Origin of the sequence: Micrococcus sp. GPGPB33 (assembly GCF_037853785.1) — a bacterium.
GTDB lineage: Bacteria > Actinomycetota > Actinomycetes > Actinomycetales > Micrococcaceae > Micrococcus > Micrococcus luteus.
Genome location: NZ_JAQMWO010000002.1, coordinates 1,158,514 through 1,175,870, shown reverse-complemented (window position 1 = coordinate 1,175,870; position 17,357 = coordinate 1,158,514). Strand labels below are relative to the sequence as shown.

Annotated in this window: 15 protein-coding genes; 5 read left to right on the top strand and 10 right to left on the bottom strand. The window is 75.0% G+C overall.

The window, feature by feature from the left end; translation table 11 throughout:
• Positions 1-169: 169 nt before the first annotated feature.
• The 3 genes from POD19_RS05625 to POD19_RS05615 all read right to left on the bottom strand — a co-directional run bounded on the left by POD19_RS05625 (position 170) and on the right by POD19_RS05615 (position 3,596).
• Complete coding sequence (locus POD19_RS05625) at positions 170-1,303, bottom strand: type II secretion system F family protein (protein ID WP_102708565.1); 1,134 nt, start codon at positions 1,301-1,303, stop codon at positions 170-172.
• Entirely contained in the window at positions 1,300-2,625 is a 1,326-nt protein-coding gene (locus POD19_RS05620) for a CpaF family protein (RefSeq protein ID WP_002856982.1), read from the bottom strand. Before POD19_RS05620 ends, POD19_RS05625 begins: the two co-directional genes overlap by 4 nt.
• 161 nt (positions 2,626-2,786) lie before the next feature.
• Positions 2,787-3,596: an NUDIX hydrolase gene (locus POD19_RS05615; RefSeq protein WP_041103998.1), complete on the bottom strand. Its 810-nt coding sequence runs from the start codon at positions 3,594-3,596 to the stop codon at positions 2,787-2,789.
• A gap of 36 nt (positions 3,597-3,632) precedes the next feature.
• Between POD19_RS05615 and POD19_RS05610 the strand changes: the two genes are divergently transcribed.
• On the top strand, positions 3,633-4,838 hold the full coding sequence (locus tag POD19_RS05610) for an NAD(P)-binding domain-containing protein (protein WP_102708564.1): 1,206 nt from the start codon (positions 3,633-3,635) through the stop codon (positions 4,836-4,838).
• A 21-nt stretch (positions 4,839-4,859) separates the two neighbouring features.
• Here the strand turns inward: POD19_RS05610 and nth are convergent, their stop codons facing one another.
• Entirely contained in the window at positions 4,860-5,666 is an 807-nt protein-coding gene (gene nth / locus POD19_RS05605; protein WP_070709151.1) for an endonuclease III, read from the bottom strand.
• Positions 5,667-5,900: 234 nt separating this feature from the next.
• Between nth and acs the strand changes: the two genes are divergently transcribed.
• Positions 5,901-7,841, top strand: a complete 1,941-nt coding sequence (acs, locus tag POD19_RS05600; RefSeq protein ID WP_061867654.1) for an acetate--CoA ligase — start codon at positions 5,901-5,903, stop codon at positions 7,839-7,841.
• Positions 7,842-7,916: 75 nt separating this feature from the next.
• Here the strand turns inward: acs and POD19_RS05595 are convergent, their stop codons facing one another.
• From POD19_RS05595 to POD19_RS05580, 4 genes are all read right to left on the bottom strand, one after another.
• Positions 7,917-8,399 carry a GntR family transcriptional regulator gene (locus tag POD19_RS05595; RefSeq protein ID WP_049144842.1) on the bottom strand — a complete coding sequence of 161 codons (483 nt, stop codon included), beginning with the start codon at positions 8,397-8,399 and terminating at the stop codon, positions 7,917-7,919.
• Positions 8,371-8,556, bottom strand: coding sequence for a methionine/alanine import family NSS transporter small subunit (locus POD19_RS05590; RefSeq protein ID WP_049144840.1), 186 nt, complete (start codon positions 8,554-8,556; stop codon positions 8,371-8,373). The genes POD19_RS05595 and POD19_RS05590 overlap by 29 nt, the downstream gene beginning before the upstream one ends.
• Positions 8,557-8,559: 3 nt before the next feature.
• Complete coding sequence (locus POD19_RS05585; RefSeq protein WP_041103987.1) at positions 8,560-10,203, bottom strand: sodium-dependent transporter; 1,644 nt, start codon at positions 10,201-10,203, stop codon at positions 8,560-8,562.
• Positions 10,204-10,323: 120 nt separating this feature from the next.
• Positions 10,324-11,679 carry a MarP family serine protease gene (locus tag POD19_RS05580; RefSeq protein ID WP_041103985.1) on the bottom strand — a complete coding sequence of 452 codons (1,356 nt, stop codon included), beginning with the start codon at positions 11,677-11,679 and terminating at the stop codon, positions 10,324-10,326.
• A gap of 174 nt (positions 11,680-11,853) precedes the next feature.
• Here POD19_RS05580 and POD19_RS05575 point away from each other — a divergent pair, with 174 nt between their 5' ends.
• A complete protein-coding gene (locus POD19_RS05575) occupies positions 11,854-12,531 on the top strand; it encodes a Crp/Fnr family transcriptional regulator (RefSeq protein ID WP_002854021.1) in 678 nt (225 codons plus the stop codon).
• Positions 12,532-13,456: 925 nt separating this feature from the next.
• Here the strand turns inward: POD19_RS05575 and POD19_RS05570 are convergent.
• Together POD19_RS05570 and POD19_RS05565 are read right to left on the bottom strand one after the other, a co-directional pair.
• The gene (locus POD19_RS05570) at positions 13,457-13,957 is read right to left on the bottom strand and encodes a RidA family protein (RefSeq protein ID WP_020628330.1); all 501 of its coding nucleotides are present in this window, start codon (positions 13,955-13,957) and stop codon (positions 13,457-13,459) included.
• On the bottom strand, positions 13,954-14,121 hold the full coding sequence (locus POD19_RS05565) for a DUF4177 domain-containing protein (protein ID WP_010080276.1): 168 nt from the start codon (positions 14,119-14,121) through the stop codon (positions 13,954-13,956). Before POD19_RS05565 ends, POD19_RS05570 begins: the two co-directional genes overlap by 4 nt.
• A gap of 68 nt (positions 14,122-14,189) precedes the next feature.
• On the opposite strand from POD19_RS05565, the gene POD19_RS05560 reads away from it, so the two are divergent.
• Complete coding sequence (locus POD19_RS05560; RefSeq protein ID WP_336637442.1) at positions 14,190-16,373, top strand: transglycosylase domain-containing protein; 2,184 nt, start codon at positions 14,190-14,192, stop codon at positions 16,371-16,373.
• Between the two features lie 5 nt (positions 16,374-16,378).
• The gene (locus POD19_RS05555) at positions 16,379-17,347 is read left to right on the top strand and encodes a metallophosphoesterase (protein WP_036314271.1); all 969 of its coding nucleotides are present in this window, start codon (positions 16,379-16,381) and stop codon (positions 17,345-17,347) included.
• Positions 17,348-17,357: the final 10 nt, after the last annotated feature.

Sequence of the window (17,357 nt, the reverse complement as noted above, 5' to 3'; positions counted from 1 at the left end):
TCCTGGAGTGGGCCCCGCGGTGCGGGGGCGGTGGTGACGGCCCGGCCGGGCCGCTGGTCCCAGGCTGGCCCGCTCCGGGGCCCGCGCGCCGGGGGCGATGCGGATCCGGGGATGGGCCGGGGCGATCGGGGCCCTGTGCAGGACCGGACGCCCTGGCGTCGCCACGGCCTCAGCCCGGTCCCGCCCCGAGCAGGGCCATGACGACGGGCACCACGCCCCAGCACACGAAGGCGGGCAGCAGGCACAGCCCCAGCGGCATCACCAGGCGCACGGCGAGCTCCTCGGCCGCCCGTTCGTCGGCCCGCCGGGTCTGCTGACGGACGGCAGCGGCGGTCTCGGCCAGCGTGCGGGCGCCGGCCATCCCGGACCGGTGCAGCGGTCGCAGTCGGGCGGCGGTCTCGGTCCACACCGGGTCCGTGTCGAGGCCCGCCCACGCCTCGTCCCAGTCCCGGCCCCAGAGCAGCAGCGCCGCCGTGGCGCGCAGGTCGCGGGCGCCCGGCAGGGTCCGGCCGAGGTCGTCCAGCGCGGCGGGCAGGGATCGGCCGGCGCTGAGCAGCGCCGCCAGCACGTCCAGCACGACGGCGGCGCCCACGGCCGCCGGCTCGCGCGCGGCCGAACGCAGCAGCAGGCGCGTCCAGGACCGCCCGGCCAGCCAGAACAGCAGCCCCACCCCGGCGACCACGGCGCCGAAGGGCGAGCGGACCAGGTCCCACGGGGAGGTGCCGAGCAGCCACGCGAGGCCGAGGCCGCCCAGGGGCAGCCACTGCAGCAGTCGGGACGTCGCGCCCGGCCCCGCCGCGGCTGAGCGGCGGGCCCGGGCCGCGTCCACGTCCGCCTCGAGGCTGTGGGCCAGCCGCCGGGCCACGGCTGCGGGGGCCGCGCCCGCCCGGGCCCCGGCCGCGAGCGTCGCGTCGACCAGCGCCCAGCCCGGGTCCCGTGCGCCGGTCCGCCAGGACGGGGTCCCGCCGCCACGGCCGGTCGCAGCCTCCCCGGTCGGCGCATGCGACGCCGGCACATCCCAGGCCAGCGCCTCGGCCCGGCGTCGGGCGCGGTGATGGGCACAGCACGCGGTGCCCGCCTCGCTCGGGCCCGGCCCGCAGGCGGGCAGGGTGCACGCGGTCTCCCGCCAGGCCTGCTCCTCGGTCAGGCCGGCCGAGACGAGGGCGGCCCAGCGGCGCAGCACGCCGACGAGCACCTCCGTCTCCTCCTCCGGCGTCGGCCGCCCCGCCCGCCAGGGCAGCAGCGCCGCGGCACGCCCAGCGCGCGACCGTCGTGCCTGCCCGGCCGCCGTCGTCGTGCTCACCGGCCGCTCCGCCCCGCGAGCCGGGCCGCGAGCGCGGGCACGCCGGGTCCCTCGATGGTCCGCCCGCCCGCCGCCTCCGTCCCGGGTCGCCACGTGAGGGCGGGCAGCAGGGCGAACCCGTCGGCGCGCGGGTCCGGGACGGCGAGCTCGACGGGGTGCCGCCCGTGGCCGTCGCGGGCGAGGTGCAGCACGGCGTCCACGCCGGCGCGGGCCTGCGCGGCCACCGTCTCGGGCCGCCAGCCGGCCAGGGAGGCCATGGCCGTCAGCCGGGCGGGCACCTCGGCGGCGGCGTTGGCGTGCAGGGTGCCCCACGCGCCCTGGTGGCCCGTGTTCAGGGCGGTGAGGACATCGGCCACCTCGGCGCCGCGGCACTCGCCGACCACGAGCCGGTCCGGCCGCATCCGCAGCGCGTGGCGGACGAGCTCGGCCAGTCCGACCTCGCCGGCGCCCTCCGCGTTGGCGGCGCGGCACTGCAGGGCGACCACGTGCGGGTGATCGGGCGCGGCCTCGGCCGTGTCCTCCACGACGACGATCCGTTCGTCCCCCGGCACCCGGCCGAGGGCCGCGGAGAGCAGGGTGGTCTTGCCCGCCCCGGTCGCGCCGCTGACCAGGACGGTGGCGCGGTCGCGCACGAGCGCCTCGAGGGCGTCGGCCCAGAGGGCGCCGTCCGGCCAGCCGTCGGCCAGCGCGGCCAGCGACGGCGTCGTCGCGGCCGGGATCCGCAGGCTCAGCAGGGTGCCGCCGCCACTGACCGGGGGCAGGACCGCGTGGACGCGCACGCCGCCCACGCGGGCGTCGGCCAGCGGCACCGCCGCATCGAGGCGGCGGCCGGCCCGGTGCAGCAGCCGCACCGCGAGCGCCCCGGCGGTCTCGGGGTCGAGCCGACCGGGGCGGCGGACGAGGCCCTCGTCCCCGTCGGTCCACACCGCGCCCGCGCCGTCCACGAGCACGTCAGTCACGCCCGGGGTGCGCACCCAGGGTGCGAGCGGGCCGAAGCCGTCGAGCTCATCGACCAGCGCCGCCACGCGCGGGTCGTCGATCGGCGCGTCGAGGGCCTCGGCGATCAGCGGGGCCAGCGGCGGCTCCGCACCGTCCGCGGCCGACGCGCGGGCCTCGGCCACGCGTCGGCGCACGGCGGCGACGTCCAGCCCGCAGGGGCCTGCTGCGGGTGCGGCGAGCGGCGGCGCGGCGACCTGCGTGCGTTCCGGCTCGGCCGCACCGGTGCGGGGCCACGGGAACCGTCGGCCGACCTCGGGCGGGGCGAGGCGGGACCGTCGGCCCCGGGGCGGGCGGGCCGGGGCGGCGGGGACGAACGGGCGCATGGCGGACCTCCTGCGGGATGGGGGGCGGCCGCCGCGGTCCGCGGCCGCCGGCCCGTCCAGTCCACCGCCTCGCCCGCGCGCCCGCCTGCCCCGGTCGTCCGGCTGGGGACACGTGCCCACCCCCCGGCGCCTGTGCAGGAGCGGACGGCGCCGCGCAGCCGTCAACCGCGCAGGATCTCGTGGGTCCGCGCGTCGCGCACGCGGGAGTCGTCCCACGGCACGTCCCAGCCCAGCAGCGCCAGCACACGGTCCAGCAGCGCCGCCGTGAACCCCCACACCAGGCGCTCGCCCACGAGGAAGCCCGGCGTCTCGCCGCGGCGGCCGCCGGGCCGGGCCACGCGGCACCGGTTCGCGGGGTCCACCAGGTCCGCGACCGGCATCCGGAACACGGCCGCGGCCTCGGCCTGGTCGACCACCGCCACGCGACTGGGGTCCCGCCACCACCCGAGCACCGGGTGCACCACGTGCCCGGAGACCACCACCGGCACCGCCGGCAGCACGCCCAGGACCTCCACGCCGGCCGGGTCCAAGCCGGTCTCCTCCTGCGCCTCGCGCAGGGCCGTGGCCACGACGTCGGCGTCCTCGGGGTCGACGCGACCGCCGGGGAACGCGATCTGCCCGGCGTGCTGGCGCAGGGTGGCGGCGCGCTGGGTCAGCAGCACGTCCACGTGCGGGTGCACGCGCTCGGCGTCGTGACGGGCGGGGACGTCGTCGAGGGCGCCGAACAGGATCAGCACGGCGGAGGGGCGCGGATCGCCGGACCGGGGCCACTCGAAGCCCCACATCGGCACGGCCTCGGGCGGGATGGTGGTGAGCGAGGCCGGGTCGTGGTGACCGGGCGCGTCCGCAGGGGCCGTGCCCCACCGGGCCACGAGGTCCGCCAGCTGGTCCCGCGCACCCGTCAGCGACGCCTCGGACGTCCCGGCGGCGTCGCGGGAGGTCGGGCGGGGGCTCGCGGGGGTCTCAGGCATAGCCCCCACGCTAGCCGCCGGTCGTAGCCTCGGGGCATGACGGCTCCCCTGACCTCGCCCCCGGCGGACGCCGCGTCCCCGGATCCGGTGGACGTCGCGGTGATCGGCGCCGGACAGGCCGGACTGGCGGTCGGCTACTTCCTGGCCCGGGCCGCGCGGGACGTCGACCGCGGGCGCCGGCCGGGCCCGCCGCCGTCGTTCGTCCTGCTCGACGCGTCCGCCCAGCCCGGCGGCGCGTGGCCGCACCACTGGGACTCCCTGCGCCTGTTCTCCCCCGCCGAGCACTCCTCCCTGCCGGGCCGACCCATGCCGCCGTCGCCCGGTCCCGGCACCCCGGACGCCGGGCACGTCGTCGCCTACCTGGCCGACTACGAGGACCGCTACGGGCTGCCGGTGCGCCGGGGCGTGCGTGTCGCGGAGGTGACGCACGACGCCGCCGCGTCCCCGCCGTTCACCCTGCGGCTCGAGGACGGCACGGCCCTGAGCGCCCGCGCGGTGGTCTCCGCGACCGGCTCGTTCACCCGCCCGTTCGTGCCGGCTCTCCCGGGCGCCGACCGCTTCGGCGGCACGCAGCGGCACTCCGCCGCGTACCGCTCCCCCGACGCGTTCGCCGGGCGGCGCGTCCTCGTGGTGGGCGGCGGCAACTCGGGCGCCCAGATCGCGGCTGACCTGCTGCTGGCGGGTGTCGCCACCACGTGGGCCACCCGGCGTCCGCCCCGGTTCATGCCGGACGACGTGGACGGGCGGGTGCTCTTCGACCGGGCCTCGGCGCGCGTGCTGGGCCGCTCCGAGGCGCGCGTGGGCGACCTCGGGGACATCGTCATGGTGCCCTCGGTGATCCGCGCCCGCGACGAGGCCGGGCTCCACGCGGTCCCCGCGCCCACCGCGCTCACGCCGGACGGCGTCCGCTGGGACCACGACGCCGGCGCGAGCCACGGCTGGCCCGCCGCCAGCCGCGCCGCGGCCCGGGTGCGCGGCACCGAGCACCCGGTGGACGACGTCGTCTGGTGCACGGGCTTCCGGGCGGACCTGCGCCACCTGCGGAGCCTCGAGCTGACCCGCCGCCCCTCCGGGGCGCCGGCGACGGAGCGTGCGCTGCCGACCGCCTCGGTGGACGTGCCGGGGCTGCACCTGCTCGGCTACGACGACTGGTGCGGGGCCGCCTCGGCCACGCTCGCGGGCGTGGGGGTGCACGCGCGCCGGGCCGTCGACGCGATCCTCGCGGGCCTCACCGCGGGCTGAGCGGGTGGACCAGCCGGGCGGTCAGGCCTCCAGTCCGTGGCCGAGCGCGCGCAGCTCGCGGCGCGTCCGCCCCGCGCGCAGGAGCTCGAGCAGCTCCTCCCGGCCGGGCTTGAGCTCGTAGGCGAGCAGGGCGCGCGCCCGCTCGGGGTCGGTCTCCCCCTCGCCGTAGGACGGGCACCAGCGGGCGATCGGGCACGCCCCGCACGCCGGGCGGCGCGCGTGGCACACGCGGCGGCCGTGGAAGATCAGCCGGTGGGAGAGCATCGTCCAGTCACGGCGCGGGAACAGGGCGCCCACGGCGTGCTCCACCTTCACCGGGTCGGTCTCGTCCGTGAACCCCAGGCGTCGGGCCAGCCGGCCGACGTGCGTGTCCACCGTGATCCCGGGCTGGCCGAAGGCGCTGCCGAGCACCACGAACGCGGTCTTGCGCCCCACCCCGGGCAGCGCCACGAGGTCCTCGAGACGGGCGGGGACCTCGCCGTCGTGCCGGGCCACGAGCTCCTGGGACAGCCGCAGGATCGCCGAGGCCTTGTTCCGGTAGAACCCCGTGGAGCGCACGAGCTCCTGCAGCTCGGGCTCGGTGGCCGCCGCCATCGCGTGGGCATCCGGGAAGCGGGCGAACAGCGCCGGCGTGGCCGCGTTGACGCGCACGTCGGTGGTCTGGGCGGACAGCACCGTGGCCACGAGCAGCTCGAACGGCGTCTCGAAGTCCAGCTCGGCGACGGCGTACGGGTACGTCTCGGCCAGGATCCGGTCGATCCGCCGCGCCCGGCGCACCAGGGCCAGCCGGGTCTCCCCGGTCGGCGTGCCCGTCGACTCCGTCTCCATCCGCGCGTCCTCCCGCCTTCGTGCGATCCGCTCAGGTCCGACCATCCTAGGGAGCGGGGCACATGCCGACGTCCGCACCGCGTCCGGCCCCCGCTTCTGGGTGCGATGCGACACACAGGACCCGAGGATTTGTGGCGACGACGCCGCGCGCGGCATGCTGAGGCGGGAGACTAGTGTGGGACGCGTCACATCCGTGCCGCGCACCGACCGCACCACCCCGAAAGGACCCCGTCGATGGACGAGCAGATCCCCACGTTCCCGCCCCCGACCGAGTTCGCCGCCCAGGCGGTGGCCGGAGCCGACCTCTACGAGGAGGCCGCCGAGGACCGCCTGGCCTACTGGGCCCGCCGCGCCCGCGAGATCCTGCACTGGGAGCAGGACTTCACCGACGTCCTGGACTGGTCCGACGCGCCCTTCGCGAAGTGGTTCGTCGGCGGCACCACCAACGCCGCGTACAACGCCCTGGACCGCCACGTCGAGGCCGGCCACGGCGACCGCGTGGCCATCCACTTCGAGGGCGAGCCCGGCGACACCCGGACCTACACCTACGCCGACCTGGCCGCCGAGGTCCGGCGCGCCGCCAACGCGTTCGAGTCCCTCGGCGTGACCAAGGGAGACCGCGTGGCCGTCTACCTGCCGATGATCCCGGAGGCCGTCATCACGATGCTCGCGTGCGCGCGCATCGGCGCGGTCCACTCCGTGGTCTTCGGCGGCTTCTCCTCCGACGCCCTGCGCTCCCGCGTGGACGACGCCGAGGCCAAGCTCGTCGTCACGGCCGACGGCTCCTTCCGCCGCGGCAAGCCCTCCATGCTCAAGCCCGCCGTGGACCAGGCCCTCTCCGCGCCCGGCCACACCGCCGAGCACGTGCTCGTGGTCCGCCGCAACGAGGCCGAGGTCGAGATGACCGAGGGCCGCGACCTGTGGTGGCACGACGTCGTGGACGCCCAGTCCGACGAGCACGAGCTCGTGTGGCACGACGCCGAGCACCCGCTCTACATCCTCTACACCTCCGGTACCACCGGGAAGCCGAAGGGCATCCTGCACACCACCGGCGGCTACCTCGTGCAGGCCGCGGCCACCCACCACGACACCTTCGACCTGCACCCGGAGTCGGACGTCTTCTGGTGCACCGCCGACGTCGGCTGGGTCACCGGGCACTCCTACGTCGCCTATGCGCCGCTGGTCAACGGCGCCACCCAGGTGATCTACGAGGGCACCCCGGACTCCCCGCACCAGGGCCGCTGGTGGGAGATCGTGCAGAAGTACGGCGTGAGCATCCTCTACACGGCGCCGACGGCGATCCGCACGTTCATGAAGTGGGGCCGGCACATCCCGGACGAGTACGACCTCTCCAGCCTGCGCGTGCTCGGCTCCGTGGGCGAGGCCATCAACCCGGAGGCCTGGCGCTGGTACCACGAGGTCATCGGCGCCGGCCGCTGCCCCATCGTGGACACCTGGTGGCAGACCGAGACAGGCGCCCACATGCTCACCCCGCTGCCCGGCGTGACCACCCTCAAGCCCGGTTCCGCCCAGAGGCCGGTGCCCGGCGTCGTGCTGGAGGTCGTGGACGAGCTCGGCGAGCCCATGACGGACACGAGCGCGGGCTTCCTCGTGGTGCGCGAGCCGTGGCCGTCCATGCTGCGCGGCATCTGGGGCGACCGGGAGCGCTTCAAGGAGACCTACTGGTCCCGCTTCCCCGGCATGTACTTCGCCGGCGACGGCGCCCGCTACGACGAGGACGGCGACATCTGGCTGCTGGGCCGCGTGGACGACGTCATGAACGTCTCCGGCCACCGCCTGTCCACCACCGAGATCGAGTCCTCCCTCGTGGCGCACCCGTCCGTGGCCGAGTCCGCGGTGGTCGGCGCGAAGGATGAGACCACGGGCGAGGCGGTCGTCGCGTTCGTCCTGCTCACCGAGGACGCCGCCGCGGCCGATCGCGACGTCGCCGAGGTCGAGGAGGAGCTGCGGCAGCACGTGGGCAAGAACATCGGCCCCATCGCCAAGCCCAAGCGCGTGCTCGTGGTCCCCGAGCTGCCCAAGACGCGCTCCGGCAAGATCATGCGCCGCCTGCTCAAGGACGTGGCCGAGGGCCGCGACCCGGGCGACTCCACCACGCTGGCCGACCCCACGGTCATGCAGCGCATCGTGGAGACGCTCGCCCCGAAGGCCTGAGCCGGCACGACGACGCCGCCCCGGTCCGCACGCTGTGTGCGGTCCGGGGCGGCGTCGTCGGTGGGCGGGCCCGGCTCAGGCGCGGGCGGCCGCGTCCCGCCGGACCAGCTCCACGGCCTCGTCGGGCGTGTAGCCGAGGCGTTCGAGCAGGGTGTCGAGACAGCGGCGCACGGCCTGGTGCGCGGCGTCCGCGCGGGCGTCCGCCGAGGCGGCCACGAACGTGCCCGCGCGCCCCCGGGTGCGGATGGTGCCGTGCGCCTCGAGCTCCTTGTAGGCCCGGGCCACGGTGCCCGGTGCCACGCCGAGCTCGGCCGCGAGCGCACGCACGGGCGGCAGTCGGTCCCCGCGGGCGAGGGATCCGGAGGCGACGCCGGCCAGGACCGCGTCCACGATCTGCCGGTAGGGCGGGGCCGGCAGGCTCCCGTCCACCGCCACGACCGGCAGGGAGGCGGAGACCACGCCCGCGGCCCCGTCGGCGACCGAGGCCGCGGACGGGGCCGCTGCGGACGGACCGGGGGCCCTCATCGACTCACCGGTGCTGCGCGTCGAGACGGCCATCCTCGCGCTCCCACACGGCGGGGGCCAGTTCGTCCTCGATGGCGAGGTCGCCCGAGGAGTCGTCCGGGTGGCGGAGCAGGTGGACGGCGGAGACCGCGAGGCCGCCCCACACCAGGAGGATGGCCAGGGACATCATGACGATCGCTGCGGTGCTCATCGGTCAGAGCTCCTTCCGGGTGGCGGCCGCGGGCACCACCGGCAGGGCGCCGGTGGGGACGGTGCCCTCGGGCACGGCGTTGTGCGGGATGAGGTCGCCGTGGATCTCGCTGTCCAGGTCCTCGGCGTAGAGGTTGGACTTGCGGGACCACGGGATCAGGGAGAGCAGGATCGCCAGGGCGACGGAGCCGAGCGCGATGCCCCAGCCGAAGACGCCGAGGAAGTCGCCCGGGTAGCCCTCATAGCCCTCCGCGATCACCTTCATGATCCAGGAGAGCCAGATGTAGGCGAGCACGATCGGCATGAGCACGCCGATCAGCAGCACGTACCCGCGGCCGACCTTGAAGGAGGAGACGGCGTTGAGGTGCGCCGTGATGCGACGGGCCGAGCCCAGCGCACCGGTGACCAGGAGCACCGACAGGAGCGCCGCGCCCACGATGCCGAAGTTGTTGGCGAACGCGTCCATGGTGTCCAGCATCTGCAGGCCCGTGGTGGTGGAGAACAGGGCGAGGGAGACCACCCCGGACAGGCCGATCACCACGATCGTGGCCGTCCAGCGGCCCCAGCCGAGCTTGTCCTTCACGGCGGAGATGACGACCTCGAGGATCGAGATCAGCGAGGTGAAGCCGGCGACCACGAGCGAGCCGAAGAACAGCACGCCGATCAGGGCGCCGAGCGGGGCCTGCGAGATCAGGGTGGGGAAGGCGATGAACGCCAGGCCGATGCCGCTGCCGGCCACCTCGGCCACGGACACGCCGGAGGCCTGCGCCATGAAGCCCAGGGCGGAGAACACGCCGATGCCGGCCAGGATCTCGAAGCCCGAGTTGGAGAAGCCGACCACCAGGCCGGAGCCGGTGAGGTTCGTGCGGCGGTTGAGGTAGGAAGCGTAGGTGATCATGATGCCGAAGCCGACGGACAGCGAGAAGAAGATCTGACCGTAGGCGGCGATCCAGACGCCCGGGTCCGCCAGCGCGGCCCAGTTCGGCGTGAACAGCGCGTCCAGGCCCTGGGCGGCGCCCGGCAGGGTGAGGGCGATGCCGACGAGGATCAGGAACATCACGACGAGCAGCGGGATGCCGACCATCGAGGCCAGGGCCACGCCCCGGCGCACGCCGAAGCCCATGATGAGCAGCGTGATCACCCAGACGGCGAGCATGGGCCAGAAGACGCCCGAGACGACGTCGAAGGACGGGGACGGGTCGTCGGCGACCTGCAGGTAGTCGCCCATGAGGAAGGTCTCCGGGTCGTCGCCCCACCGCTGGTCCACGGAGAACCAGGTGTACATGATCGCCCAGCCGATGATCGCGGCGTAGTAGATCCCGATGACGACGCAGATGAGCACCTGCCACCAGCCGACGGTCTCGGTCCACCGGGACAGGCGCCGGAACGCCAGCGGCGCGGAGCCGCGGAAGCGGTGGCCGATCGCGTAGTCGAAGAACAGCAGCGGGATGCCCGCGGTGAGCAGCGCGATCAGGTAGGGGATGACGAACGCGCCGCCGCCGTTCTCATAGGCGACGTAGGGGAAGCGCCAGATGTTGCCGAGGCCCACGGCGGAGCCGATGGCCGCCAGGATGAAGGCCCACCGGCCGGTGAACTCCTCCCGGGTGCGCTTCGGCGCCGACGCGGGCGCGGAGACGGTGCTGGACATGCAGGACCTCCGGGGGTCGGGAAAAACTCGAGTGTGACGGAGGACACAATAGTCGACACGGGCCGTTGCCGGACAGTCCGGTCCGGAATGCGGGCATCAGGCGCGTGGCGCGGCGCCGGCTCAGCCGCCCGGGACGCAGTCCCCCGAAGGGACCGTGGCCGTCATTTCCGGGGCCGCGGCGACGACGGGGGCGATGGTGTCCGCCGTCAGGGCGTAGCCGACGGCGTCCGAGCCCGGGGCCCGGGCGAACACCAGACCGGCCAGGTTCCCGGCCGTGTCCACCACCGGGCCGCCCGAGTAGCCGTGGCGGATGTCCGCCGCGAGGGTGTAGACGTCCACCATGCTCGCGGCACCGGTCAGGACGTCGCCGAGCGGCACCTCGCCGACGGCCTGCACGGTCGCGGGGGTGGAGGCGAACGGGCCGCCGTCGGGATAGCCCAGGACGGAGGCCGACGCGCCGCCCGTCAGCTCGGCGCCGACCGGCATGACGGGCAGGTTCGCGTCGTCGACCGCCAGGACGGCGAGGTCGTGCGCCGTGTCCAGGTGGACGATCCGCGCCGCGTGCACGCCGCGGGCGCGGTCCGTCACGGTGGGGGCGTCCACGCCGAGGACCACGTGCGCGTTCGTGAGCACGCGGTCCGGGGCCACGGCCACGCCCGAGCCGCTCTGCACCTGGCTGCACTGCGCGGCCGTCCCGGTCAGCCGGACGACGGCGGCCGACGCCGAGGAGGCGGCGGGAGTCGAGGGGGCGGCCGTCGACGTCGACGAGGCGGGGGCGGTCGTCGTGGCCGACGGCGCGGCGGCGTCGTCGGGCTCCTCGGGGGTCGCCGAGGCGGACGGGGCGGACGTCGCGGTGTCGGACGGGGAGGAGGCGGCCGAGGGCAGACCCGGCGTCGCGGCCGGGGCCGGGGCGGCGCGGACGCCGTCGTCGGACTCCGGGACGGGGGCGGGCAGCTCGAGCTCCGGCAGCACGTCCAGGTCGGCGACGGCGGAGCGCGAGCGGGCGGCCCAGGCCAGGAGCGAGTCGGGCATCACGGTGTCCAGCGCCGTGATCACCTGCGAGCGGTTCACCTCACGGGTGACCGCGGTGGAGCCGGAGGCCGCGATGGAGAACGCCACGAGCCAGAGGACGAGGGCGCCCGCGAGACCGGCGGCGAGCGCGCCGAGCAGGCGGTCGACGAGTCGCAGGGCCGGCAGGTTCACGCGCAGCCGGATCGCCTCGCCGATGGCGGCGCCCACGTACTGGCCCGCCGCCACGAGCAGGACGAGGGTGGCGATCAGCGCGGCCCACCGCCACTGCGGCGCGGTGACGAACTCCGCCACCTCCGGCAGGGCGTAGAACGCGATCGCGGCACCGCCGACCAGGCCGACGAGGTTGCCCAGCACCACCCACAGGCCACGACGGTGACCTTGGACCAGGAGCATCGCGAGCGCGACGATGAGCAGGACGTCCAGCCACGTCAGACCCAGCGGCATGGGCGACCTCCTTCGGATGCGACGGCACCGGCCACGCACGGGGACCGCCCGCGCGCCCGGTCGAGGATCCAGGGTATCGGCCCGCACGGGGGTATGGGGCACAATGGACGCCAGTGAACCGGGCGGCTCCTCCGCCGCGGTGTGAGGAACTGCCCACAGAGAGGACACGCACACATGGATCTCGAGGTTCTGCGGAAGGCTCCGCTGTTCACCAACCTGGACGACGAGGTGTTCGCCATCCTCACCTCGGAGCTGACCGAGGTGGAGCTCTCCCGCGGCGCGTCCGCGTTCCACGAGGGCGACCAGGGCGATCAGCTGTACGTGATCATGTCCGGCAAGATCAAGCTCGGCCGCACCGCTTCGGACGGCCGCGAGAACCTCGTGGCCGTGCTCGGCCCCGGCGAGATCTTCGGCGAGATGGCCCTGTTCAACCCCGCCCCGCGCAACGCCACCGCCACCGCGGTCTCCGCCACGCGCCTGGCCGGTCTGCGCCACGAGAACCTGCGCCGCGCCATCGCCTCGTCGCCGGACGTGTCGGTCCAGCTGCTCCAGGCCCTGGCCCAGCGCCTGTCCAAGACCAACGAATCCCTGGCGGACCTGGTGTTCTCGGACGTGCCGGGCCGCGTGGCCAAGGCGCTCCTGGACCTCGCGGACCGCTTCGGCCGCCCGGCCGCGGACGGCCTGCTGGTGGCGCACGACCTCACGCAGGAGGAGCTCGCCCAGCTGGTGGGCGCGTCCCGCGAGACCGTGAACAAGGCCCTGGCCGAGTTCGTTCAGCGCGGCTGGATCCGCCTGGAGAACCGCGCCGTGGTCATCCTGGACCTGCAGCGTCTGCGTCAGCGTTCGCGCTGACGCCCCCGCCCTGCCGTGGAGCGGGCCACCCCGGTCAGTCCCGGGTGGCCCGCTCCACGCGCATCCGGGGGTGCCGTCGTCGCCGGCCTCGGTGACCAGATGGTATTCCGGCACGGGACCACGCCGGACACAGGGCGTGACGGAGAGCAGGAAGGCGGCGGCCGTCCGGTGCGCCGCGACCCGACGCACGATCACCTGCGTCAGCGGGGTCGCCACCTGGTCGAAGGGTGCCGTGCCCTCCGCCCCGGCGGGTCCGGGCAGCCGCAGTGGGCCGGCGAGCGCGCGACGCGCGGGCACCCACGCCTGAAGTTCGGGACCGGGTTCCTCGGATGCCGGCGCGGACTGCAGCGGTGGGGTCATCGTGGCGAACACGGCCGTGTCGAAGCGTCGGTGGACGTGGGGCGCGGATCGCCAGCGCATGACGGGGCGCAGCAGGTCGGCGCGCACCCCGAGGCCACGCGCGGCCAGCAGATGGGGCAGACTCTCCGAGCCCTCCTCGAGGGAGCTGCGGCCCCCGCCCCAGGTCTCGATGCGCGCCGTGGACACGACGTCCGTGTCGGAGCGACCGGCGAGGAGCACTCCGGCCTCGTCGTGGAGCTCACGGACGGCGGCCACCACGTGCTGCCGCGCACGCCGCCGGTCCGTGGTCCCGAACGTGCGGGCCCACTGGGAGGGCTCGGGCCCGTACCACGGGCAGGAGTCGGCGTCGGACTCGATGAGCGCGCCGCCGGGCAGACCCACGCGGCCGAGCGGGGTGCGTCCCGCGCGGTGACGGAGGAAGACCTCCGGGCCGTCGTCGCCGTCCCGCACGAGCACGACGGACGACCCGGGCCGGGCGGGGCGGACCTGGCGGAAGCGCCGGTCCAGCCACTGGCGGGTGAGGTCCTCCTCCTGCCCCGGGACCGGCAGCAGCAGGCCGGCCGGGTCAGCGGACACGGACGGTGATCTCCACCTCGACGGGAGCGTCCATGGGCAGCACGGCCACGCCGACGGCGGAGCGCGCGTGGCGGCCGGCCTCGCCGAAGATCTCGGCCAGCACGTCCGAGGCGCCGTTCACCACGCCGGGCTGACCGGTGAACGCGGGGTCGGAGGCCACGAAGCCGACGACCTTGACGACCTGGGCGACCCGGTCCAGGTCGCCCACCAGCTCGTGCACCGCGGCCACCGCGTTCACGGCGCATGCCCGCGCGAGCTCCTGGGCGCGTTCGGGGGTGACCTCCGCGCCCACCTTGCCGGTGGCGGGCAGGGCGCCGGCCACGAAGGGGAGCTGGCCGGAGGTCAGCACGAGGTCGCCGTCCCGCAGCGCCGGGACGTAGGAGCCGACCGGCGCCGCGACGGCGGGTCGGTCGATGCCGAGCTCCGCGAGGCGGGCCGCGACGGCGCCGTCGCCCCAGGTGGGGGCCGAGGACTGCTCCGTCACGTTCACGCCGCCTTCGGACGCTTGAGGTAGGCCACGGGGTTGTTCCCCTCGGGGCCCGGGATCACCGTGACGAGCTCCCAGCCGTCCTCGCCCCACTGGTCGAGGATCTGCTTGGTCGCGTGGATGAGGAGGGGGATCGTGGCGTACTCCCACTGCGTCTGCTGAGTCATGGGACCCACCCTAGCCACCGGCGCGGACCCCGGAAGAGGTCCCAGGTGCCCGCGCTACACTCGCGCCCATGGCCTCCCGCACGACCCGCTTCCCCGCGCCCTCGAGCGCCCTCGGCCGCCTCCTCGCCTTCGTGGGCCTCTCGGCGGTGGCCGGCCTGCTCGTGGCGGCCCTCCTGCTGCCCGTCGCGGGCCTGGCCGGTGTCGCCGCCGCGTCGGGCCGGGAGATGCTGGACGAGCTGCCGGACGAGCTGCCCACGGAGCCGGTCTCCGTGCCGTCGCGCATCCTCTCGGAGGACGGTGAGGAGATCGCCGTCTTCTACGAGGAGAACCGCACCCCGGTCCCGCTGGACGAGATCTCGGAGCACATGCAGCACGCGATCGTGGCCATCGAGGACGAGCGCTTCTACGATCACGACGGCGTGGACGCGCGCGGCCTCATCCGCGCTGCCGTGAACAACGCCACCTCCGACTCCACGCAGGGCGCCTCCACCCTCACCCAGCAGTTCGTGAACAACATGCTGGTGAACGTGCAGCAGATCCGCGGCGACTCCCGCCTCACCCTCTCCGGCTCCAAGAACATCGCGGACAAGGTCAAGGAGATCAAGCTCGCCGTCGCCGTCGAGAAGCAGATGTCGAAGGACGAGATCCTCGAGGGCTACCTCAACATCGTGCTGTTCTCCGGCCGCGCCTACGGGGTCGAGGCCGCCTCGCAGTACGTGTTCGGCAAGTCCGCCGCCGACCTGGAGAGCTGGGAGGCCGCCACGCTGGCCGGCATGGTCCAGTCCCCCACCCGGTTCAACCCGGCCCGCAATCCGGAGGAGGCCACGGAGCGGCGCAACCTCGTGCTGAACGCGATGAAGGACAACGGCTACCTCTCCCAGGAGGAGTACGACCACGCCGTCGCCCAGCCGATGGAGGTGGTGATGGAGTCCCGCCCCTCGGGCTGCCTCTACGCCAAGTTCGGCGCCTACTTCTGCGACTACGTGGAGCGGCAGATCCTTGCCGACCCCACGTTCGGCCCGGACGTCCAGTCCCGGCAGGCCCTGCTGGACCGCGGCGGACTCACCATCCGCACGACGATCGACTCGACGCTCCAGAAGGAGACCGAGAAGAACCTGCGCGCCTCCGTGCCCAACAACGAGTCGCTGGGCGCCGGCCACGCGCTCACCTCGGTGGAGGCCGGCACCGGCAACATCCGCACCATGGCCCAGAACACCGAGTACGCCATCCAGGACGAGCTCGGCCACACCTCGCTGAACTTCAACGTGGACAAGCAGTGGGGCGGCGGCCAGGGCTTCCAGGCCGGCTCCACGCTCAAGCCCTTCGTGGCCCTGACGTGGCTGCGCAACGGCAACCGCCTGGTCGACTCCGTGGACGCCTCCCGGAACGTCTACCCCACGGGCACGCGCTTCGCGGCCTCGTGCCGCCCGGGCGGCTACACCACGATCGGCGGCACCTGGCAGTTCAAGAACGTGATCCCGAACATGCTGCGGCAGGTGCGCGTGGACGAGGGCCTCTTCTGGTCCGTGAACACCCCGACCGTCGCCACCGCGTACCAGCTGGACCTGTGCGACATCACGAGCCTCACCACCCAGCTGGGCATCACCCGCGCCCTGGACAGCTCCCCGCTGCAGCCGGACGACCCGTCCTTCCTGCTCGGCAAGGACTCGGTGGCCCCGCTCTCCCTGGCCGGCGCGTACGCCGCCATCGCCGCGAACGGCCTGTACTGCGAGCCGCGCGCTATCCTGGAGGTCACGGACACCGCCGGCAACCAGTACGACGTCGCCGACCCGCAGTGCGACCAGGTCATCGACCCGGACCACGTCCGGGAGCTGATGCCGGTCCTGCGCCACATCGGCGGCTTCAACATCGCCGAGGAGGGCGCCGGCTACGAGTTCGGCGGCAAGACGGGCACGAACGACAACGTGTCCTCCACGTGGTTCGTCGGATTCACCAGCAAGCTGGCCACCGCCGTGTGGACCGGCCGCTACAACAACCTGAAGTCCATGACGGGCGAGACCGTCAACGGCGAGGTCCGAAACCCGTTCTACTCGACCTCCATCAACGGCCCGTCCTGGCTCGAGTACAACCAGTTGGCCAAGGAGAAGTTCCCGCCGGGTGAACTGCCCGAGTGGGACGGCCCGCAGTCGGAGGACCCGGGCGAGGCCGGCGAGCACCCGGACGGACGCCAGTTCACCATCGACGACCTGGACCGGGGCGGGCCGCAGCCCCAGGCGGTCCCGGGCTTCTGACCGCGATGCGCCCCGCCGCCTCCCCCGCCCGGCGCATGTTCCGCGCCGCAGCGCCTGCCGCCGCCGGGCTGGCCGCGACGGCGGGCCTCGGCCTGGCCTGGGGCCTCGCCGAGGCCGAGGCCCGGACGGTGCGCACGCACCGACTGGCCGTGCTGCCGGCCGGGTCGGCGCCGCTGCGGGTGCTGCACCTCTCGGACATCCACCTGCTGCCCCGGCACCGGGCCAAGCGGGCGTGGCTGCGCGGATTGGATGCACTCGAGCCGGACCTCGTGGTCAACACGGGTGACAACGTGTCCGCCGCGGCGTCGGTGCCGCTCGTGCTCGACGCGCTCGGGCCGCTGCTGGCGCGGCCCGGCGTGTTCGTGCCCGGCTCCAACGACTACTACGCGCCCAAGGCGGCCAACCCCCTCCGGTACTTCGCGGGCCCCTCGCGCATGGACGCGGACCGGCCCCGGCTTCCCTCCGACGTCCTGTTCGGCGCGTTCCGCGCCGCCGGCTGGGCCGACCTGACGAACCGGGGCGCCGCTCTGGCCGTGCCGACCCGCGCCGGGACCACGCTCGAGGTCCTCGCCGCCGGCACCGACGACCCGCACCTCGGTCTGGACGCCTGGGCCGGCTTCCCCGGCTCCGCGCCCGACGACGGCGCCGGGCGGCCCGGCGACGACGGGCGGTTCCGGCTGGGCGTCACCCACGCCCCGTACCGCCGCGTGCTGGACGCCATGACCGCCGACGGCGCCGACCTGCTGCTCGCCGGCCACACCCACGGCGGGCAGGTGTGCGTGCCGTTCCTCGGCGCGCTCGTCACCAACTGCGACCTGCCCCGCCGACAGGCCTCCGGGGTCTCGACGTGGACGGCCGCGGGGCGGACCGTCCCCCTCGAGGTGTCGGCCGGCCTGGGGACCGCGCCGTCCGCGCCCGTGCGGTTCGCGTGCCGGCCCGAGGCCGTGGTGCTGGACCTGGTCCCGCGGGGCTGAGCCGCCTGTC